This window comes from Pigmentiphaga sp. CHJ604 (assembly GCF_036972535.1).
In the GTDB taxonomy this organism is placed as follows: domain Bacteria; phylum Pseudomonadota; class Gammaproteobacteria; order Burkholderiales; family Burkholderiaceae_B; genus Pigmentiphaga; species Pigmentiphaga daeguensis.
The window spans coordinates 4,366,447-4,385,553 of the sequence record NZ_CP136998.1; the positions used below are offsets into that span (position 1 = coordinate 4,366,447).

20 protein-coding genes and 1 tRNA gene are annotated in these 19,107 nt (G+C 67.5%); 14 read left to right on the plus strand and 7 right to left on the minus strand.

Going from position 1 to position 19,107, the window contains the following annotated elements; all coding sequences use genetic code 11:
• The first annotated feature begins 172 nt into the window (after window positions 1–172).
• The 12 genes from ruvC to R4823_RS21025 all read left to right on the plus strand — a co-directional run bounded on the left by ruvC (window position 173) and on the right by R4823_RS21025 (window position 9,258).
• Window positions 173–721: a crossover junction endodeoxyribonuclease RuvC gene (gene ruvC, locus R4823_RS20970; protein ID WP_279820493.1), complete on the plus strand. Its 549-nt coding sequence runs from the start codon at window positions 173–175 to the stop codon at window positions 719–721.
• 30 nt (window positions 722–751) lie between these two features.
• Window positions 752–1,327, plus strand: coding sequence for a Holliday junction branch migration protein RuvA (gene ruvA, locus R4823_RS20975; RefSeq protein WP_338615997.1), 576 nt, complete (start codon window positions 752–754; stop codon window positions 1,325–1,327).
• Window positions 1,328–1,343: 16 nt separating this feature from the next.
• Window positions 1,344–1,991 carry a glutathione S-transferase gene (locus R4823_RS20980; RefSeq protein ID WP_338615999.1) on the plus strand — a complete coding sequence of 216 codons (648 nt, stop codon included), beginning with the start codon at window positions 1,344–1,346 and terminating at the stop codon, window positions 1,989–1,991.
• Between the two features lie 70 nt (window positions 1,992–2,061).
• Window positions 2,062–3,132: a Holliday junction branch migration DNA helicase RuvB gene (gene ruvB, locus R4823_RS20985; protein WP_087837712.1), complete on the plus strand. Its 1,071-nt coding sequence runs from the start codon at window positions 2,062–2,064 to the stop codon at window positions 3,130–3,132.
• A 488-nt stretch (window positions 3,133–3,620) separates the two neighbouring features.
• Window positions 3,621–4,058, plus strand: coding sequence for a tol-pal system-associated acyl-CoA thioesterase (gene ybgC, locus R4823_RS20990; protein WP_338616001.1), 438 nt, complete (start codon window positions 3,621–3,623; stop codon window positions 4,056–4,058).
• 50 nt (window positions 4,059–4,108) lie between these two features.
• Window positions 4,109–4,786 (plus strand): protein TolQ, encoded by a 678-nt coding sequence (tolQ, locus tag R4823_RS20995; protein ID WP_087837714.1) that lies wholly within the window; start codon window positions 4,109–4,111, stop codon window positions 4,784–4,786.
• Complete coding sequence (gene tolR / locus R4823_RS21000) at window positions 4,786–5,232, plus strand: protein TolR (protein WP_087837715.1); 447 nt, start codon at window positions 4,786–4,788, stop codon at window positions 5,230–5,232. Before tolQ ends, tolR begins: the two co-directional genes overlap by 1 nt.
• 6 nt (window positions 5,233–5,238) lie before the next feature.
• Window positions 5,239–6,204 (plus strand): cell envelope integrity protein TolA, encoded by a 966-nt coding sequence (gene tolA, locus R4823_RS21005; RefSeq protein ID WP_087837716.1) that lies wholly within the window; start codon window positions 5,239–5,241, stop codon window positions 6,202–6,204.
• Window positions 6,204–7,565: a Tol-Pal system beta propeller repeat protein TolB gene (gene tolB, locus R4823_RS21010; protein ID WP_338616003.1), complete on the plus strand. Its 1,362-nt coding sequence runs from the start codon at window positions 6,204–6,206 to the stop codon at window positions 7,563–7,565. The genes tolA and tolB overlap by 1 nt, the downstream gene beginning before the upstream one ends.
• Window positions 7,566–7,722: 157 nt before the next feature.
• Window positions 7,723–8,259, plus strand: coding sequence for an OmpA family protein (locus R4823_RS21015; RefSeq protein ID WP_279820501.1), 537 nt, complete (start codon window positions 7,723–7,725; stop codon window positions 8,257–8,259).
• Window positions 8,260–8,271: 12 nt separating this feature from the next.
• The gene (gene ybgF, locus R4823_RS21020) at window positions 8,272–9,045 is read left to right on the plus strand and encodes a tol-pal system protein YbgF (protein ID WP_087837719.1); all 774 of its coding nucleotides are present in this window, start codon (window positions 8,272–8,274) and stop codon (window positions 9,043–9,045) included.
• Between the two features lie 136 nt (window positions 9,046–9,181).
• Window positions 9,182–9,258, plus strand: a tRNA-Lys gene (locus R4823_RS21025).
• Window positions 9,259–9,328: 70 nt separating this feature from the next.
• On the opposite strand, the gene R4823_RS21030 is transcribed toward R4823_RS21025, so the two are convergent.
• The 3 genes from R4823_RS21030 to R4823_RS21040 all read right to left on the minus strand — a co-directional run bounded on the left by R4823_RS21030 (window position 9,329) and on the right by R4823_RS21040 (window position 12,258).
• Window positions 9,329–9,622: a hypothetical protein gene (locus R4823_RS21030; protein ID WP_338616005.1), complete on the minus strand. Its 294-nt coding sequence runs from the start codon at window positions 9,620–9,622 to the stop codon at window positions 9,329–9,331.
• A 253-nt stretch (window positions 9,623–9,875) separates the two neighbouring features.
• Entirely contained in the window at window positions 9,876–10,826 is a 951-nt protein-coding gene (locus R4823_RS21035; RefSeq protein WP_338619218.1) for a tripartite tricarboxylate transporter substrate binding protein, read from the minus strand.
• 187 nt (window positions 10,827–11,013) lie between these two features.
• Window positions 11,014–12,258, minus strand: coding sequence for a LysR family transcriptional regulator (locus R4823_RS21040; protein ID WP_338616006.1), 1,245 nt, complete (start codon window positions 12,256–12,258; stop codon window positions 11,014–11,016).
• Between the two features lie 141 nt (window positions 12,259–12,399).
• Here R4823_RS21040 and R4823_RS21045 point away from each other — a divergent pair, with 141 nt between their 5' ends.
• Complete coding sequence (locus R4823_RS21045; RefSeq protein WP_338616007.1) at window positions 12,400–12,825, plus strand: OsmC family protein; 426 nt, start codon at window positions 12,400–12,402, stop codon at window positions 12,823–12,825.
• Window positions 12,826–12,997: 172 nt separating this feature from the next.
• Window positions 12,998–14,746: an EAL domain-containing protein gene (locus R4823_RS21050; protein ID WP_338616008.1), complete on the plus strand. Its 1,749-nt coding sequence runs from the start codon at window positions 12,998–13,000 to the stop codon at window positions 14,744–14,746.
• A gap of 13 nt (window positions 14,747–14,759) precedes the next feature.
• On the opposite strand, the gene R4823_RS21055 is transcribed toward R4823_RS21050, so the two are convergent.
• From R4823_RS21055 to R4823_RS21070, 4 genes are all read right to left on the minus strand, one after another.
• Entirely contained in the window at window positions 14,760–15,629 is an 870-nt protein-coding gene (locus tag R4823_RS21055; RefSeq protein WP_338616009.1) for a proteasome-type protease, read from the minus strand.
• Between the two features lie 88 nt (window positions 15,630–15,717).
• On the minus strand, window positions 15,718–16,509 hold the full coding sequence (locus tag R4823_RS21060; RefSeq protein WP_338616010.1) for a transglutaminase family protein: 792 nt from the start codon (window positions 16,507–16,509) through the stop codon (window positions 15,718–15,720).
• A 12-nt stretch (window positions 16,510–16,521) separates the two neighbouring features.
• Window positions 16,522–17,475: an alpha-E domain-containing protein gene (locus R4823_RS21065; protein ID WP_338616011.1), complete on the minus strand. Its 954-nt coding sequence runs from the start codon at window positions 17,473–17,475 to the stop codon at window positions 16,522–16,524.
• The gene (locus R4823_RS21070; RefSeq protein ID WP_338619220.1) at window positions 17,469–18,920 is read right to left on the minus strand and encodes a circularly permuted type 2 ATP-grasp protein; all 1,452 of its coding nucleotides are present in this window, start codon (window positions 18,918–18,920) and stop codon (window positions 17,469–17,471) included. The genes R4823_RS21065 and R4823_RS21070 overlap by 7 nt, the downstream gene beginning before the upstream one ends.
• Window positions 18,921–19,107 lie beyond the last annotated feature (187 nt).

Sequence of the window (19,107 nt, forward strand, 5' to 3'; positions counted from 1 at the left end):
CCCCTACGCGCTTACGCGCGCCCGGCATGGTGAGCCCCCAGCCGCTACGCGACAGCCCCCCGAGGGGGCCGGGACCCGCCTTGGGGCGGCCCGGCGCCGGGTCCCGGGGGCGGCGCTGGCGGACCGGCGGAGCCGGATCCGCGGCGCCCTGGTTATGGGGTAGGCTGACGTTATGCGTATTCTGGGGGTGGATCCGGGATTGCGGCGTACGGGGTTCGGCGTGATCGAATCGGAGGGGCCGCGGCTGCGCTATGTCGCCAGCGGGACCATCGTGGTGCCCGCCGACGACGACCTGTCGGCGCGGCTCAAGATCATCCTGGACAACCTGCGGCAGGTCGTGCGCGACACCGCGCCCGACTTCGCCGCCGTCGAGAAGGTATTCGTCAACACCAACCCCGCCTCGACGCTGCTGCTGGGCCAGGCGCGCGGCGCGGCGCTGTGCGCGCTGGCCGACACCGGGCTGCCGGTGCACGAATACACCGCGCTGCAGATCAAGAAATCGGTGGTGGGCACCGGGCGGGCCGCCAAGACCCAGGTACAGTCCATGGTGCAGCACCTGCTGTCGCTGGACGGCGCCCCCGCGGCCGATGCCGCCGACGCGCTGGCCTGCGCCATCTGCCATGCGCACATCTCCCCCATGGCCGACCGCCTGCGGGAGCATGGCAGCCATCCCGCCTTCGCCCGCCGCGGCACCCGGCTGCGGGCCGGAAGATTAGTATGACGCGCGACGACAAGTCGCCAAGGTGAATTCATGATCGGACGCCTGACCGGAACGCTGGTCGAGAAACAACCGCCCACCGTCTGCCTGGACGTGAACGGCGTGGGCTACGAGCTGGACGTGCCGATGAGCACGCTGTATTCCCTGCCCGAGCTCGGCGCCCGGGTGACGCTGCTCACCCACCTCGCCATACGCGAGGATGCCCACGTGCTGTACGGCTTCGGCACCGCGGCCGAACGCGCCACTTTCCGCGAACTCATCAAGGTCAGCGGCGTGGGCGCCAAGATCGCGCTGGCCGTGCTGTCGGGCATGACGGTGGCCGAGCTGTCGCAGGCCGTCACCCTGCAGGAGGCCGGCCGCCTGACCCGCGTACCGGGCATAGGAAAGAAGACGGCCGAGCGGCTGCTGCTGGAACTCAAGGGCAAGCTGGGCGCCGACCTCGGCGCCGCGGCCGGCCACGCGGTGGCGGACGGACAGACCGACATCCTCAACGCCCTGGTGGCGCTGGGCTATTCCGAACGCGAGGCCGTGGCCTCGGTGAAGAACCTGCCGGCCGGCGTGGGCGTCTCGGAAGGCATCAAGCTGGCGCTCAAGGCGCTGGCACGCTAGGGCCGGCGGAGGCCGCATGCTCAGGATCTGGGGACGGCGCAGCTCCTTCAATGTACAGAAGGTGCTCTGGTTCGCGGGCGAACTGGGCCTGGCCTACGAGCACATCCCCGCCGGCGGCGAGCACGGCCTGGTCGATACGCCGGCGTTCCGGGCCCTGAACCCGCACGGCAAGGTACCGGTCATCGACGACGACGGCACCGTCGTCTGGGAATCGCACACCATCCTGCGCTACCTGGCGGCCCGCCACGGCGCCCCGGCCTTCTGGCCGGCCGACCCGGCCGCGCGCTCTCGGGCCGAACGCTGGATGGACTGGGCCCACACCGCGCTGCAACCCGCCTTCCTGACCGGCGTGTTCTGGGGCTACTACCGGACGCCCGAGCCCTTGCGCGATCTCGATGCCATCCGCGCCCGCGTCGAGGAATGCGCCGGGTATTTCCAGTTGCTGGATGCGCGACTGGCGAACCGGCCGTTTCTGGAAGGCGAACGGCTGACGCTGGCCGACATTCCCGCCGGCACGGCGCTGTACCGCTATTTCAGCCTGGACATCGCCCGGCCCGAGGTGCCCCATGTCAGGGCCTGGTACCAGCGGCTGCAGCAGCGGGCGCCCTATCGCGAGCACGTCATGGTGCCCTTCGGCGAACTGTACGGGCGGCTGGACTACTGAACCGGCGGCGCCCTCCGCAGGCCGGCGCGGAACGGGCTAACATACCAGCAGTTCAAGGCAGAATACCTCCATGGCGATCCAGCCCGACAAGCTTTCCATCCGAGACGACGCCCCCGACATGCGGGTGATCTCTCCGCGCGCCTCGTCTCCCAACGAAGAGGCCATCGAACGCGCGCTGCGCCCCAAGGCGCTCGACGAGTACGTCGGCCAGCGCCGCATCCGCGAACAGCTCGAGATCTTCATCGCCGCCGCGCGCAACCGCCAGGAGTCGCTGGACCACGTCCTGCTGTTCGGCCCGCCGGGCCTGGGCAAGACCACGCTGGCCCACATCGTCGCGCGCGAGATGGGCGTCCAGCTGCGCCAGACCTCGGGCCCGGTGCTGGAGCGGCCGGGCGACCTCGCGGCGCTGCTGACCAACCTGGAACGCAACGACGTCCTGTTCATCGACGAGATCCATCGCCTGTCGCCGGTAGTCGAGGAAATCCTCTACCCCGCGCTCGAGGACTTCCAGATCGACATCCTGATCGGCGAAGGTCCCGCCGCCCGCAGCGTCAAGCTGGACCTGCAACCCTTCACGCTGGTCGGCGCCACCACCCGCGCGGGTATGCTGACCAATCCGCTGCGGGATCGCTTCGGCATCATCGCCCGGCTGGAGTTCTATACCGCCGACGAACTGTCCTCCATCGTGACCCGCAGCGCCGGCCTGCTCAACGCCGCCATCGCCGAGGACGGCGCCCGCGAGATCGCGCGCCGTTCGCGCGGCACGCCCCGCATCGCCAACCGGCTACTGCGCCGGGTGCGCGACTACGCCGAGGTCAAGGCCGGCGGCCGCATCACCGGCGAAGTCGCCCACGCCGCCCTATCCATGCTGGACGTCGATCCGGCCGGCCTGGACATCATGGACCGCAAGTTGCTGGAAGCGATCGTCTACAAGTTCGACGGCGGCCCCGTCGGCCTGGACAGCCTGTCCGCGGCCATCGGCGAGGAACGCGACACCATCGAGGACGTGATCGAGCCCTACCTGATCCAGCACGGCTACGTCCAACGCACCCCGCGCGGCCGCATCGCCACCCAGGGCACCTACCGCCACCTGGGCCTGACCCCGCCCGCGCAAACCGGTGGCGATCTGTTCTCCAGTTGATACGGAAATGATACAAGGCGGATCCCGGCCCCCTTGGGGGGCTGCCGCGTAGCGGCTGGGGGCTCACCCTACTGGGCGCGCGCAAGCGCGTAGGGGGGTACAAAAACAAAACCCGTGCCTGGGCATCCCCCAGGTCACGGGTTCTACTGTGCAGGGCACAGCGACATCAAGTCGGACGAAATCATGAACGGCGTCGATGACGCAGCCATTACAGCACGAAGCGGAATCGTCCAACCATAAAAATAAAGGGTGGAAGCGTCGATAACCCGGACGGCGCCACCCACGCACCCGAAGCCGCACAGGCTTGCAATCAACGCTTCCTGGCGTCTGACGGCGCCGGCGCGCTAAAGTTTCCCGCTTTACAAGCCGTCACATTTGGCACAATGCCCGGATGGCGGCCGGGTGCCCAGGGCCGGCGGGTTGTTTACAATTTCGCCCCAGGGCCTCATCGGCCTCCAAGCTTGCTCGACTCATCCAAGGTTCGCCTCGTGCCCCAACCCGCCAGTGCAGATTTCCGGTTCCCCATCCGGGTCTACTACGAAGATACCGACGCCGGCGGCGTGGTCTACTACGCCAACTATCTCAAGTTCTTCGAACGCGCCCGCACCGAGTGGCTGCGCGCGCTGGGCGTGGAACAGCGCGCGCTGGCGGACGAAACGGGCTGCATCTTCGTCGTGCGCAGCATCGATACCCAGTACCGGCGGCCGGCCGCCCTGGATGATTCCTTGACCATACGCAGCCAGGTCTCCCGCCTGGGCAAGGCATCGATCGATTTCCTGCAGTTTTGCGAACGCGGCGATGAACTGCTCGCAACCGGCAAGGTCCAGGTAGGATGCGTCGATCGCGCGACGCTGCGTCCGCGCGCGCTGCCGTCCGGACTCGTCCGGACGCTGGCGCCGCTGGCGGCCGGACCCGCAACCGATTAACCCCGACATCAACCCCCAGGCATTCTCTTTCGCCCCCCAAAGGACTCTGCATGAACGTCAACCAGGACATGTCCATCCTGTCCCTGATCACCCAGGCAAGCTTTACGGTCCAGTGCGTGATGGCCATCCTTGCCATCGTGTCGCTGATGTCCTGGACCTACATCTTCCGCAAGCATTTCGCCATCAAGCGCGCCAAGCAGCAGACCGAGCGCTTCGAGGCCGACTTCTGGTCCGGGGGCGACCTGAACATGCTGCACCAGGCCGTCGCCACCCGGCGCGGCGAACAGGGCGCGCTGGCGCGCATCTTCGAGGCCGGCATGGCCGAATTCGTCAAGGGCCGCCAGAGCAAGCTGAGCGACGTCAACACGCTGCTGGACGGCTCCCGCCGCGCGATGCGGGCCGCCTACCAGCGCGAGATGGACTCGCTCGAATCCCACCTCGCCTTCCTGGCCTCCACCGGCTCGGTCAGCCCCTACGTCGGCCTGTTCGGCACGGTCTGGGGCATCATGCACGCCTTCCGCGGCCTGGCCAACGTCGAACAGGCCACCCTCGCCAGCGTCGCGCCCGGCATCGCCGAAGCGCTGGTGGCCACGGCCATCGGCCTGTTCGCCGCCATCCCCGCGGTGGTCGCCTACAACCGGTTCTCGCACGACATCGACCGGCTGTCCATCCGCTTCGACAGCTTCATCGACGAGTTCCTGAACATCCTGCAACGACAGGTGCGCTGATGCCCTCGATCCGCTCCAGCAACCGCGGCGGCCGAGGCGGGCGCCGCTCCATGAACGAGATCAACGTCGTCCCGTACATCGACGTCATGCTGGTGCTGCTGGTGATCTTCATGGTCACCGCACCCATGATGTCGCCGGGCGTCATCGACCTGCCCACGGTGGGCAAGGCCTCGCAGGTGCCGGTCAAGCCGCTCGAGGTCATCCTGGCCGCCGACGGCAGCGTCACCATCCGCGACCGCGAACGCGGCGACAGCACGCCGCACGCCATCCCGCGCAACGACCTCGCGCGCCTGGCGCGCGAACGCCAGTCCGAACATCCCGACCAGCCCGTCGTCATCTCCGCCGACCGCAAGGCGCAATACGAGTCCGTGCTGAAAGTCATGGACGACCTGCAGCGCCAGGGCGTCAAGCGGGTCGGCCTGCTGGTCAAGCAACAAGGCTCCTGATCGCCCATGGCGCCCAACGACCGATCCAACCGACCTCTCCGACGACCGCCGGAACCCGGCAAGTGGAAAGCCTTCGCCCTGGCGGTGCTGATGCACCTGCTGCTGGCCGCCGCCCTGATCTTCAGCCTGGACTGGAACCGGCGCGCGCCGGGCCCGGTCCAGGCCGAACTGTGGACGGCGCTGCCCGCGCCCAACCAGCCCGAGCCCGACCCCACCCCCACGCCCGAACCGCAGCCAGAACCGGTCAAGCCTCCCCCGCCGCCGCCTCCGCCACCCGAACCCAAGGTGACGCAGGAGAAACCCGACATCGCCATTGAGCAGGAAAAGAAGCGCCGCGAGGCTGAACGGCGCGAGGCCGAGGAGCGCGAGGCCGAGCGCAAACGCGAGCAGCAGAAGCTGGAAGAAAAGAAGCAGGCCGAGAAGCGCGCGCAGGAAAGGAAGGAAGCCGAGCAGCGCGAGGCCGAGAAGAAGAAGGCCGAGCAACTGGCCGCCGACAAGGCCGCGGCCGAAAAGAAAGCCGCGGCCGAGAAAGCCGCGGCGGAGAAGAAGGCCGCCGCCGAGAAGAAAGCCCAGGCCGAGCGCGATCGCAAGCTGCGCGAAGCCTTCCGCAACGACACCGCGCGCGCCGCCGGCCTGGAAGGCGGCCGCGAGGGCGGCACCGCCAGCCGCAACCAGGCGGGCGGCGGCGGGGGCGATCCCGGCTATGCGGACCTGGTGCGCGCTTGCATCAAACCTGGAGTCATTTATAGTGCAAGTGGCAGTTCCTCCGACGGGAACCCCACAGCCGTGTTCCGGGTCCAGTTGCTACCCACCGGGGACCAGGCGGGCGCGCCGCGCCTCCTCCGCTCCTCCGGCGTCCCGGCTTTCGATCGCGCGGTCGAGACCGGTATCCGGCGTTGCGACCCCTTCCCGCGGCCGTCCTCCGGCCGGTACGAGTCCAACATAGAAGTTCAATATCGGATGTTCGACTGATGACATTTGCAAATCCCGCTTTCCCCCCCTCGTCCGCCCTGTCCGGCAGCGCCCGCCTGCGTGACCTCGGCAACCGGCTAGGACGGCGGCTCCTGCAATGCGCCGCGGCCCTGGCCGCGACGGCGTTCGCCCTGGGCTCCGCTCCGGCCCGGGCCCAACTGACCGTCCAGATCTCCGGGGCCGGCGCCAACCAGTACCCGGTGGCCATCGCCAACTTCGAATCGGCCGACCCGCAGGGCAAGGCGATCGCGGAAATCATCCGCGCCGACCTGAACCGCACCGGCCTGTTCCGCATCATCGATGCCGGGGAAACGCCGCTGTCGGACTCGGCCGTCATCGGTTTCGCGGCCTGGAAGACCCGCGGCGCCGACGCACTGGCCGTGGGCAGCGTGCAGCGCACGGGCGACGGCCGCTACGACGTGCGCTACCGCCTGGTCGACACGGTCAAGCAGGCACAGATCGATGGCGTGGCCTTCGCGTCGGGCGCGAACGAGATGCGCCGTACCGCCCACCAGATCGCCGACCGCATCTACGAGAAACTGACCGGGGATCGTGGCATTTTCGCAACACGCATCGCCTACGTCCTCAAGCGCGACAACATCTACGAACTGCAGATCGCCGACGCCGACGGCCAGAACGCCCAGACCGCCCTGCGCTCGCGCGAGCCCATCATCTCGCCCGCCTGGTCGCCCGACGGCACCCGCCTGGCCTATGTCAGCTTCGAATCGCGCAAGCCTGTTGTGTACGTGCACACTATCACCACGGGCCAGCGGATACCGGTTGCCAATTTCAAGGGCAATAACAGCGCCCCCGCATGGGCGCCCGATGGCAACCGCCTGGCGGTCGTTCTGACCCGCGACGGACTGTCCCAGCTCTACATGCTGAACGCCGACGGCTCGGGTTTGCGCCGCCTGACCCAGTCTCCGGGCATCGATACCGAACCCACTTTCACGCCCGACGGCCGCGCCATTCTGTTTACCAGCGACCGCGGCGGCAGCCCGCAGATCTACCGCATGAACGTGGACAGCAATCAAGTCGAGCGCGTCACGTTCAAAGGGACTTACAATATTTCTCCCCAGTTGTCGCCTGATGGCAAAACCTTGCTGTACGTCACCCGCCGCGCCGGCTTCCAGATAGCTTCCCTAGACCTCGCCACCGGTAATGAGCTCGTCCTCACCAACGGCGGCCGGGACGAATCCCCCAGCTTTGCCCCCAACGGAAAGATGATTCTTTATGCAACATCGCAGTCCGGCCGCGGTGTGCTGGCTGCGGTTTCGAGCGACGGTCGCGTTACCCAGACTCTGTCGGTGCTCAACGGTGACGTACGCGAACCCACCTGGGGGCCTTTCCTGAACAATTGATTACCTGAAACGGGCCTCGCTGTCGCGGCGCCGCATCGTTGTCACGTCTTGCAACCTTGCGCGCCGTGGGGCTCATGTGACACTTTAGGATCACGTTTCGGTCTGGTCATCGTCTTTTCCAACCCACTATCGTCCCTCGGAACCCAAGGAAAAAATCATGTCTACTCGTGCATTCAAAATGTTCGTCGTGGCGAGCGTTGTCGCGGTAGTCTCGGCTTGCAGCAGCCCCGTCAAGCTCGATGAGAGCAGCAACGTCCCGGTCGAAGACCGCTCCGGCCAGAACACCGGCGCCAACGCCAACGGCGTCGCCCGTGTCGATACCACCCAGCAAGGCCTGGATCCCCTGAACGATCCGAAGGGCGTGCTGGCCCAGCGCTCGGTGTACTTCGATTTCGACAGCTATGTGGTCAAGGACCAGTACCGTCCCATCGTCGAAAACCACGCTCGCTTCCTGAACAACAACCGCAACCGCAAGGTCGTGATCGAGGGCAACACCGACGACGTCGGCAGCAGCGAATACAACCTGGCACTGGGCCAGCGCCGCTCCGAAGCCGTGCGCCGCATGATGCTGCTGCTGGGCGTGCGCGACGACCAGGTCGAGGCCATCAGCTTCGGCAAGGAAAAGCTCAAGTCCACCGGCACCGATGAAGCCTCGCGCGCCGAAAACCGCCGCGCCGACATCGCCTACCGCTAAGGATCTGCCCTCATGACGCTCCGCACTTCCCGCCTCCGGCTGCTGGCCGCCACCGCCTGCATCGGCGCCAGCTTGACGGGTTTCTCGGCCCACGCGGCCCTGTTCTCCGACGACGAGGCGCGCCAGGCCATCATCGACCTGCGCAAGGAAGTGCGCGAGCGGTCCGATCAGCAAAGCCGCAAGCTGGCCGACGACCTGGCGCAGAGCCAGCGCAGCCAGCTGCAGCTTGCATCGCAGATCGAGCAGTTGCAGCAGGAAATCGCCCGCCTGCGCGGTCAGATCGAGATCCTGACCAAGCAGGTGGCCGATACCCAGCAGGCCCAGAAAGACATCTACCTGGACGTCGACACGCGCCTCAAGCGCCTCGAGCCCCAGACGGCCTCGATAGACGGCCAGCAGGCCACCGTGGGCGCCGACGAAAAGCGCGCCTATGACGCCGCCATCGACCTCTTCCGCAACGGCAACTACGCCGACGCCATTCCCGCCCTGTCGAACTTCGTCCGCCAGTATCCCCAAAGCCCCTATGCGCCCGCCGCCCAGTTCTACATCGGCAGCAGCCACTACGCGCTCAAGGACTACAAGGCGGCCATCGCGCAGCAGCAGGCCCTGGTCAAGAACTTCCCCACCAACGTCCGCGCGCCCGACGCGCTGCTGGTCATCGCCGGCAGCCAGGTCGAACTGAACGACCGGCGCGGCGCGCGCACCACGCTCGAACGCATCGTCCGCGACTATCCTGGCGTACCCGCCGCGCAGACCGCGAAAGACCGTCTCGAATTGCTGAAGTGACGCGAGATCCGTTCAAGACGAAAAGGGCCGGTGCATACCGGCCCTTTTCATTTGACAAAGCGTCGTCAGGTTGCCATAATTTTGGGCTTCGGGTCGCAAGCTCGGCTTAGCCGGGCAGCGAACTCCGTGAGTACGGGGGGTGGTAACTCAGTTGGTTAGAGTATCTGACTTTTAATCAGAGAGTCGAGGGTTCGAGTCCCTCCCACCCTACCAACCATCTTGCGATGGTTGCAAAGAAAAGCCTCCCGAGCGGAGGCTTTTTTGCATCGAACCCACCCGCCGGCTACTCGTTCGTGACCGCCTTCGGATGCAGCCGCAGCGTCGCCTGCGAACCTCCGGCCTGGCCCCCATACGGACGCATGGCCCGCACGTCGGTGACGTTCTCGATGCCTTCTTCCTTGACCCGCTTCAGGAAGCTGACCCGCTCGCGGTAGTACTCCGCGTACATGATCGCATCGCGAACCCGCTGCTCGGCGCGATACAGCGCCAGCCGCGCCTCGTTCAGCGCTTTCTCCGCTTCTCTTTCCGGGGTTGGGGCGTGACTCAGTACCCACCTACGAAGCCACTCGAGCATCATGCCCTCCAATTGAAGTGAGGCTGAGCCAAGCTTAATCCAAGGCATCCGCTGCCAGCCGACTTTCGCGAATGTTTTACCTTCTCAGATGTAACGCTTTCCACCGGAACGGCGGGAAACGGGAGGCATGTGCGGATTTCTTGCGGGTTCTGCGTCAGGGGGTTACCGCCGCATGACGGTGGGCGTGTCGGCAACGCAACAAGGGGTCCGGCGCGGTGGCGCCGGACCCCTCGTCTGGCCGCTGCGGAAAGCAGCGTCAGTCCACCTTCACGCCGCCCTTCTCGATGACCGGCTTCCAGCGGGCGATTTCGGAAGCGATCAGCTTGGCGAAGACCTCGGGCGGGTTGGGCGTGGCTTGCGCGCCTTCGCTGGCCAGGCGCTGCTCGATCTCGGGCGAGGACAGCGACTGATTGATCTGCTTGTTCAGCTTGGCCACCACTTCGCGAGGCGTGCCGGCCGGCGCGACCACGCCATACCACTGATCGGCCTCGAAGCCCGGATAGCCGCTCTCGGCCACGGTAGGCACGTCGGGCAGCATCTTGATGCGCTGCGGCGAGGATACGGCCAGCGGCCGCAACTGGCCGGCCTTGATCTGCGCGATCACGGCCGGCACGCCGGTGAACATCACCTTGATATGGCCGGCGACCAGGTCGTTCACCGCCGGGGCCGTGCCCTTGTAGGGCACGTGCTGCATGCTCGCGCCGCTCTGCAGCTTCAGGTATTCGGTGGCGATGTGCGCGGCGCTGCCGTTGCCGCCCGACCCGTAGTTGATCGCATCGGGGTGGGCCTTGGCATAGGCGATCAGTTCCTGCAGGCTCTTGGCCTGGACCGAGGGATGCACCACCAGCACGTTCGGCACGCGCGCCACCCAGGCCACGGCGGCGAAGGCCTTGATCGGGTCGTAGGGCAGCTTGGCGTACAACGAGGGCGTCACGGCCAGCGTGCCGATGTGGCCCATCAACAGCGTATAGCCGTCGGCGGGAGCCTTGGCGACCTTGTCCGCGCCTATGCTGCCGCCGGCGCCCGGCACGTTCTCGACCACCACGGCCTGGCCCCAGGCCTGGTTCAGTTGCTGGCCGATGGTGCGGCCCAGGATATCGGTGGAACCACCGGGAGTAAAAGGCACCACGAGACGCAGCGGCCGGTTGGGGTAGCTGCCGGCGGCATCCTGCGCGTGGGCGGCGCCGGCGGCCGCCAGGCCGGCCATGACGAAAATCGTTGCGTACAAGCTATTCCCCATACTGTCTCCCTCCTGTTTTCCCATCATGGCCGTCGGTCGCGCGGCGCCTGAACCGGCAGCGCGTCGACGAAGATTTTCCTTGCCGGCCAGTATACGAATTGCCCCGGCGCCGATGCGGGCCTAGCCTTGCGTGTTGGGGCATCCGCATTGCGTTTTACTTATCGCAAGACGTCCCGATGGCCTCGGCCGCGGCCTGACGCAGCGCCTCCATCGCCACCACACAGGCGGACGATGCCAGGGCGTCCCGCCGCTGGGTGATGCCTATGCCGCGCTCGGTACCGGCCAGCGGACCGCTTGCGTGGACCAGCAGGCCGGCCTCGACTTCCGCCCGGACCTGCAGCGGGGAAACGAGCGCCACATGGTCGCCGGACAACAGCAGCGACCGCACCACCGCCGTGCTATGGGCCTGCATGGACACGCCCGGCATCGCAATACCCGCCCGCGCGAACAGGCGGTCGAAAACCCGCTGCGCCGGCGTGCCGGGCAAGGGCCCGACCCAGGGATAGGCGGACATCCGCCGCAGCGAGGGGCGACGGCGACGCGCCAGCAGCGGATGGCCGGCGCGCACGACCGCGACGAAGCGGTCGACGAACAGCACCTCTTCGATCAGGTCGGCGGCAAGCGCGGAACCGCGCAGGGGACCGACCATGAAGTCGATGTCGGCGGCGCGCAGCATTTCGGTCAGCGCCTCGTAGGTGCCGCCCTTGATGGTCAGCGACAGGCCGGCCTCCGCGCCGATCGCGAGCGCGGCCGCGCGAGGCACCAGCACGTCGCCCGCCATCGGCAGCGAGCCGATCGACACGCGCCGCCCGCCCAGGCCGCGCCAGCGCGCCAGCTCTTCGTGGCCGATCCGGATTTCTGCGACCGCCCTGCGGGCGTGCAGCAGCAGCCAACGGCCCGACTCGTTGAGCCGCGTGCCGACCCGCGTCCGCTCGAACAACGGGAGTTTCGCCAAGTGCTCGAGCCGCCGCAGCGCCTGATGCAGCGCGGACTGGGAAATGCCCAGCGCCTCGGCCGCCGCGTCTTCGGTCGCATGTTCGGCGCGCAGGGCCAGCGCCGCCAGCGAGGTGTCGCCGACCAGCCGCGGCAGCGCCATGACGGACACCGGAGCGCCGCGCAGTCTCAGCCCCTCGGCCGCCGCCCGCAGCAGGGCCGTCGCGCGCGCCATCCTCAGCGCCAGGATCTCGCCGGCCGCGGTAGCCGCCATGCCGCGCGCGCCGCGATCGAACAGCCGTATGCCGAGTCGGGCCTCCGCCTCCTGGATGGCCCGGGTCACGGACGATGCGGACTGGTGCAGCATGGAGGCGGCCCGGGTCACGCCCCCGGCCTCGGCCACCGCGGCCACCGCGCGCAGCACCCGCAACGGCACGGGCGCATCGTTTTCTTCGTTCCGCGTCATGTCCGTCCGTGTCCCGTGGCAGCGCCTGGATTGTAGGGGCGCCGCTCTTCGCACGGACGTTACAGCCGCTTGCGATTCCCGCCCGGCCCGGGCACGGCCGCCGGCGTTAAGCTACTCGGTCGAGTCAACCCGGAGGCGTTCATGAAAAAATCGGCTTCGGCCGTCTGGAAAGGCGGCATCAAGGACGGCAAGGGCACGCTCAGCTCCGAGAGCGGCGTGCTGTCGCAAACCCCCTACAGCTTCCATACCCGCTTCGAAGGCGGCAAGGGCACCAATCCCGAGGAACTGATAGGCGCAGCCCACGCCGGCTGCTTCTCCATGGCCCTGTCCGCCGAGCTGGGCAAGGCGGGCATGACCGCGGAAAGCATAGCGACCACCGCCACGGTCACGCTGGACAAGGTGGGCGACGGCTTCTCGATCACGGCGGTGCACCTGGACGTGGAGGCCGCCATTCCCGGCGCCGCCCAGGCCGCCTTCGAGGCGGCCGCCAACGCGGCCAAGGCGGGCTGCCCGGTGTCCAAGCTGCTCAACGCGCAGATCACGATGGATGCCCGGCTGAAAACCTGAGGCCCGGCGGCAAAAAAGTCGGGCCCCCGGAACGCGCCACCCAGGGAGATCCCTGAAAAGCCGTGGCGCGGCGCCATCATCGCCTGCCGCGCCCTGGCCTCTTGTGATTCAATAGATGCCGTGCCGGCGGGGCCGGCACGACAGAATGTCCTGGTCGTGGAGGAATGAGACCGTGCACAACGATGCGGGCGCCACGACGGCGTGGTCCGCTCAGCAATGGACCGCCACCGCCTATCAACTGGCGATGCAGTCGGCTCCCTGCGGCATATTCATGTGCGATGCGCATGGCGTGTTCACCATGGTGAATCCCGCCTACGAGCGCATCACGGGCTATTCCGCCAGCCAATTGGTCGGCAAGCTGCGTTTCGACGCCCTTCACGACCCGTCCGAACTGGCCCTGCGCCAGGGCGAGCTGGCCTCGCCCCCGGTGCGCGACATCGTCGGCCTGCATCCCGACTCCGAAATGATCGCCAGCCAGGGAACGGAAGCCGACTGGACCTACCTGCGCCGCAACGGCGCCCGCGTCACCGTCACGCTGGCCCTGAGCCGGCTGACCCAGGCCGACGGCCAGACCGCCGGCTACGTGGGTACCGTCTTCGACAATTCCCGCCGCCCGCGTAATGGCCTGCAGCTCTGGCACCTGCTGCACCACGATCCCCTGACGGGCCTGCCCAACCAGGAATTGCTGGAAGAGCGCCTGGGGCTGGCGCTGGAGCGCGCGAAAACCGGCAGCGATCCGGTCCTGCTGGTACTGCTGGAACTGGACAACCTGCGCAAGCTGCGCGACACCCTCGGCCATGCCGCCGCCGACACCGCCATCAAGCAGGTGGCGGCCCGCCTGAAGCGCCTGTGCGGCGACGAGCACGTGCTCGGGCTGATGCGCGGATCGCTGTTCGTCATGATCTCCACCGGCCGCAACACGCTGTCGGCCGAACGCGAGGCCGCGCTGCTGGCTGAGGTTTCCCGCCCCATCCCCTTCGCCTCGGCGACCCTGCACGTCAGCGCCAGCATCGGGGTCAGCTCCCATCCCACCGCCGGCAACGACGCCCGGGCCCTGCTGCAGCGGGCCCTGCTGGCCTTGCATGCCGCCAGCCGCAGCGGCGGTGGAACCGCCCGTCATTTCGACTTCGGCATGCAGACGCAATCGGCGCGCCGCAACCATCTCGAAACCCTGCTGCGCGAGGCGGTGGAAACGCGCCAATTCTCGCTGGCCTACCAGCCGCAGGTCGACCTGGGCACCGGCCACATCACCCGTGCCGAGACCCTGCTGCGCTGGCAGCACCCCCGGCTCGGCGCCGTGGGCCCTTCCGAATTCGTCCCCATGGCGGAAGACCTGGGCCTGATGGACGAACTGGGCGCTTGGGTGATCGACACCGCCTGCCAGCAGGCCGTGCGCCTGCACGCCAAGTTCGGCCAGTCGCCGTGCATGGCCATCAATATTTCCCCCACCCAGTTGCGCGACCGCAAGCTGTACGGCGTGGTCGCCTCCGCGCTCGAACGCTGGCGGCTGCCTCCTGGCTGCCTCGAACTGGAGATCACCGAAGGGCTGCTGCTGGACAACACCCGCCAGGTGTCGGATACGCTGCAAAGCCTGCGCAAACTGGGCGTGGCCATCGCCATCGACGACTTCGGCACCGGCTATTCCAGCTTCGCCTACCTGGCGCGCTTCCCGGTCAACCGCATCAAGATCGACCGTTCGCTGGTGCGGGCGATTTCGTCGGTCAAGAACGGCGACGCCATCATCAGCGCCATCATAGGCATGGCCCACGCGCTGGGCATCAAGGTCACCGCCGAAGGCGTGGAAACCGCCGCCCACGCCCGGCGGCTGGGCGAACTGGGCTGCGACGAAGCGCAGGGATTCTGGTTCTCGCGGCCGCTTACCGCCCAGGCGCTGGAGAACGCGCTGACGCCCATCGGCTAAGGCCGGTTCTCCGCTAATCCGGCTCGGCCTGCCCGCCCTGCGCCTGCGCCAGGGTCTGCGCCGAGGCAGGCTCATGCACCGACTTGTAGGGACCGTGCCCCGCCGCCAGCGGCGGTTCGGAACGCATCGGCGATTTGCCCAGGGGTAGCGCCGAGACCGGCGCCCATTGCGGATCGGGGATCTCGGCGAACACCTGCCGGAGCCGCTCCCCCCACGACGAATGGATCATCCTGAAGTAGTCGTTGTCATGATCGATCAGCGCGAATTTGGTCACGCGCAGGCTGTCCTTCTCGTACACCAGCAGGTCCAAGGGCAGGCCGACCGACACGTTTGAACGCAGCGTGGAATCCATCGAGATCAGCGCGCACTTGGCCGCCTCGTCCAGTGGCATCGACGGCGTCAGCACCCGGTCCAGAATGGGCTTGCCGTACTTGGCCTCGCCAATCTGGAAGTACGGACTCATGGTCGAGGCCTCGATGAAATTGCCGGCCGCGTAGATCTGGAACAACCGCATGGGCTGCCCGGCGATCTGGCCACCCAGCACGAAGCTGCAATTGAACTCGATGTTGAAATCGCCCAGCGCGCTGCCGTGCATGCGGTGGACTTCGCGTACCGCCCGCCCCACCAGGCAGGCCGCCTCGAACATGTTGGGCACGTTCCATGGCGTGGGCAGGTCCGGATCGGACGGCTCGGACAGGAGCTGCACGACCGACTGGGTCAATGCCAGGTTGCCGGCGGTCAGCAGCACCATGACGCGTTCGCCGGGCTGCTCGAACACGGTCATCTTGCGGAAGGTGCTGACGTGGTCCACGCCCGCATTGGTACGCGTGTCCGCCAGGAACACCAGGCCCTGGTCCACGCGCGTCGCCACACAATAGGTCATACCGGCATCACGTTGGTCGGAATATCCAGCGATTCTAGCGCCGGCGGCCGGCCGGCGCATGGATGGGCAGGCCCCGGCCGGACGCGGGTTATTGTTCCGCCCCCACTCTTACATCGACCGTCATCGCCTCCCCGCCGCCACCCACGCGCATGCCACGGACCGGCGCGGCGCGGTCGTAGTCGGCGCCGACCGCGATACGGCAATAAGGACCGGACGCATAGCGGCCATGGGTCACATCCACGGATACCCAGCCGCCATCCAGCCAGACATCGGCCCAGGCATGGCTGGCCGCATGCGGAACGTCGCCCGGATCGATGTAGCCGCTGACATAGCGGGCAGGTACGCCCTGGGCGCGGCAGCAGGCGATGAACAGATGGGCATGGTCCTGGCAGACCCCCTGCCCCAGCGCCAGTGCCTCGGCCGCGGTGCTGGTCACCTGGGTGATTCCGGACCGGTAGGCGACACGCTCCTGGATATGCCGCGCCAGCTCGAGCAAGGCCGACGGCCGATCCAGCGACCCGCAGCCGCGGGCCAGGTCGCCCACGGCGGCATCGGCCTCGGTCAGGCGCGTCGCGCAGGTGAAATGCTCGAGCGGGATGCGTCCCGGCCCTTCCTCCAGCCGGCCGTCGCGCAGCGACGTCGTCTCGACCTCGCCGCGCACGACGAATCGCATCTCCGACAGGGGCCGCGTCATGACCAGCATCCGCACCGCATTGCCATAGGCATCGGTGGCTGCGTCGAGCTTGCCGGGTGCGTTCAGATCCCAATGGACGACGACCTGCGCCGGACCGGACCCCGGCACCAGCCGCAGTTGCTGGATCGAATAGTGCACCGGCGCATCGTAGCGATAGGTGGTCTCGTGGTGGATGAACAGACGCATGGAACACCCCCGTCAGGCGGTCAAGGGCAGGAGGAAGGCCGAACTGATCCTGTTGCCCAGGATGGCGATCCGCCCCAGGAACTCGGTCAGGTACTGGTGCAGGCCGCGCGCCAGGATGGGCCGTATCTCGGCATACAGCAATTCGGCGCGCAGCTTGCCGGCCTCTCGCTCGCACTCGCGGGAGTTGTCGGTCCTGAGCATGGCGAGGTTCTCGCACACGTGCTCGAGCGATGCGAGCAGCGATCGCGGCATGGATGGATTCAGGATGAGCAATTCGGCCACACGCTCGGGAACCAGTACGTCGCGATAGACCTGGCGGTAGATCTCCAGCCCCGACACGGAACTCAGAATGGAGGTCCAGTAATAGAAGTCGTCGAGCTGGGCCCCGGCCAAGGCGCGCGAACCCCGCGAGCCGTCTGCGAAACGCACGTCCAGGATGCGCGCGGTATTGTCGGCGCGCTCCAGGAACGTTCCCAGCTGGGTGAAATAGAAAGCCTCGTCCTTGAGCGCCGTCCCCAGCGTCACGCCACGCGACAGATGCGACCGCAACTTGACCCACTCGAACACCGAATCCGGGTCCACCGCCAGCATGCCTTCGTCGATCTGGCGATTGAAGTCCAGCCAGGTATGGTTGATGGTTTCCCACGACTCGGTCGTCAACGCCCCCCGCACCGCGCGGGCATTCTCGCGGGCGGCGCGCAGACACGACAGGATGCTGGAGGGATTGCCGGGATCGGCCACCATGAAGCGCAGCACGTTGTCCGCCGTCACCGCGTCGTAGCGGCCGGCGAAGATCTCGTCCAGCTCGGAGATCGCCAATACGGCCCGTTGGCTGCGCAGGGCGCTTTCGTCGGTCTGCGGCAGCAGCAGCGCTTTCATGGTCACGTCCAGCATGCGGACGGTATTTTCTGCCCGCTCCATGTAGCGGGCCATCCAGAACAGATGATCGGCGGTGCGGCTCAGCATGCGGCATTCTCCTCGGCGGCGCCTTCGGCGGAATCGAGCACCCAGGTGTCCTTGGTTCCTCCGCCTTGCGAGGAATTCACGACCAGCGATCCCTCTCGCAGCGCGACCCGGGTCAGGCCGCCGGCCACCATGGCGACATTGCGGCCCGACAACACGAACGGCCGCAAGTCGATGTGGCGCGGCGCGACGCCTTGCTCGACGAAGGTCGGACACGTCGACAGCGCCAGGGTGGGCTGGGCGATGTAGCCATGCGGCCTGGCCAGCAGGCGGGCGCGGAAGGCCTCGATCTCGGCGCGGCTGGCCGTCGGGCCCACCAGCATTCCGTAGCCGCCCGCGCCGTGCACCTCCTTGACCACCAGTTCCGGCAGGTGCGCGAGCACATGCGAGAGCTCGTCCGGCTTGCGGCATTGCCAGGTCGGCACGTTCTGCAGGATGGGCTCTTCCGACAGGTAGAAGGCGATCATGTCGGGCACGAAGGGGTAGATGGACTTGTCGTCGGCCACGCCTGTGCCGATGGCGTTGGCCAGCGTGACCCGCCCCGCGCGGTACACCGACAACAGCCCCGGCACCCCCAGCGCGGAATCGGCGCGGAAGGCGAGCGGATCCAGGAAATCGTCATCCAGCCGGCGGTAGATCACGTCCACGCGCTGCGGCCCGCGCGTGGTGCGCATGAACACGGTATTGTCGGCCACGAAGAGGTCGCTGCCCTGCACCAGTTCCACGCCCATCTGCTGCGCCAGGAAAGCATGCTCGAAGTAGGCCGAGTTGTAGATGCCCGGCGTCAGCACGACGACCGTGGGATCGTCCACGCCCATGGGCGCCACCGAGCGCAGGTTCTCCAGCAGCAGGTCCGGGTAGTGGGCCACCGGCGCGATCCGGTTCTGCACGAACAATTCCGGAAAGAGCCGCATCATCATCTTGCGGTTCTCCAGCATGTAGGACACGCCCGACGGCACCCGCAGGTTGTCCTCCAGCACATGGAACGTGCCGCCGCTGTCGCCCCCGGCCTTGACGATGTCCACCCCCGCCACATGCGCGTAGATGTCGCGCGGCACGTCCACGTCCTGCATCTCGGGACGGTACTGGGCATTGGTGTAGACCTGCTCCGCGGGCACCACGCCGGCGCGCACGATGTGGCGCTCGTGGTAGACATCGTGGATGAACATGTTCAGCGCCCGTACCCGCTGCGCCATGCCCCGCTGCAACAGTTCCCATTCGTCGGCCGGGATGATGCGGGGAATCAGGTCGAACGGTATCAGACGCTCCACATCGCCGGCATCGCCTCCCAGCGCGAAGGTGATGCCGACCCGCCGGAACACGAGGTCGGCCTCGGCGCGCTTCCTGGCCAGGGTGTCGCCGCTCTGGCGGTCCAGCCAGGCGCAGAACCGCTTGTAGTGCCGGCGCACGGCACCGGTCTCGAACTGCATTTCGTCGTAGGACAGCATGGGCACCTTCGTTCCTGGCAGCATCCGCCCTTGCTCAAGCAAGGGCCGTACCGGGCGCCGATGCACGCTCATCGTGCACGCGGGAAGAGCCATCGGCGGCTGCGCCGCGCACCATATCCGGGCCCGCGCGCGCCATCCCGGGGCGCCCGGCGGACACCGGAATGGTGCCCTTCGCCGGCCAGGGCGG

Coding starts and splice junctions, on each gene's coding strand:
- tolQ (WP_087837714.1), top strand. CDS start 4,109: ATGAACGTCAACCAGGACATGTCCATCCTGTCCCTGATCACCCAGGCA.
- R4823_RS21030 (WP_338616005.1), bottom strand. CDS start 9,622: ATGATGCTCGAGTGGCTTCGTAGGTGGGTACTGAGTCACGCCCCAACC.
- R4823_RS21060 (WP_338616010.1), bottom strand. CDS start 16,509: ATGCGTCTGTTCATCCACCACGAGACCACCTATCGCTACGATGCGCCG.
- ruvC (WP_279820493.1), top strand. CDS start 173: ATGCGTATTCTGGGGGTGGATCCGGGATTGCGGCGTACGGGGTTCGGC.
- R4823_RS21015 (WP_279820501.1), top strand. CDS start 7,723: ATGTCTACTCGTGCATTCAAAATGTTCGTCGTGGCGAGCGTTGTCGCG.
- ybgF (WP_087837719.1), top strand. CDS start 8,272: ATGACGCTCCGCACTTCCCGCCTCCGGCTGCTGGCCGCCACCGCCTGC.
- R4823_RS21035 (WP_338619218.1), bottom strand. CDS start 10,826: ATGGCCGGCCTGGCGGCCGCCGGCGCCGCCCACGCGCAGGATGCCGCC.
- R4823_RS21070 (WP_338619220.1), bottom strand. CDS start 18,920: ATGCTGTCCTACGACGAAATGCAGTTCGAGACCGGTGCCGTGCGCCGG.
- R4823_RS21065 (WP_338616011.1), bottom strand. CDS start 17,475: ATGCTGAGCCGCACCGCCGATCATCTGTTCTGGATGGCCCGCTACATG.
- R4823_RS20980 (WP_338615999.1), top strand. CDS start 1,344: ATGCTCAGGATCTGGGGACGGCGCAGCTCCTTCAATGTACAGAAGGTG.
- tolR (WP_087837715.1), top strand. CDS start 4,786: ATGCCCTCGATCCGCTCCAGCAACCGCGGCGGCCGAGGCGGGCGCCGC.
- R4823_RS21045 (WP_338616007.1), top strand. CDS start 12,400: ATGAAAAAATCGGCTTCGGCCGTCTGGAAAGGCGGCATCAAGGACGGC.
- ruvB (WP_087837712.1), top strand. CDS start 2,062: ATGGCGATCCAGCCCGACAAGCTTTCCATCCGAGACGACGCCCCCGAC.
- R4823_RS21040 (WP_338616006.1), bottom strand. CDS start 12,258: ATGACGCGGAACGAAGAAAACGATGCGCCCGTGCCGTTGCGGGTGCTG.
- R4823_RS21055 (WP_338616009.1), bottom strand. CDS start 15,629: ATGACCTATTGTGTGGCGACGCGCGTGGACCAGGGCCTGGTGTTCCTG.
- tolA (WP_087837716.1), top strand. CDS start 5,239: ATGGCGCCCAACGACCGATCCAACCGACCTCTCCGACGACCGCCGGAA.
- ruvA (WP_338615997.1), top strand. CDS start 752: ATGATCGGACGCCTGACCGGAACGCTGGTCGAGAAACAACCGCCCACC.
- tolB (WP_338616003.1), top strand. CDS start 6,204: ATGACATTTGCAAATCCCGCTTTCCCCCCCTCGTCCGCCCTGTCCGGC.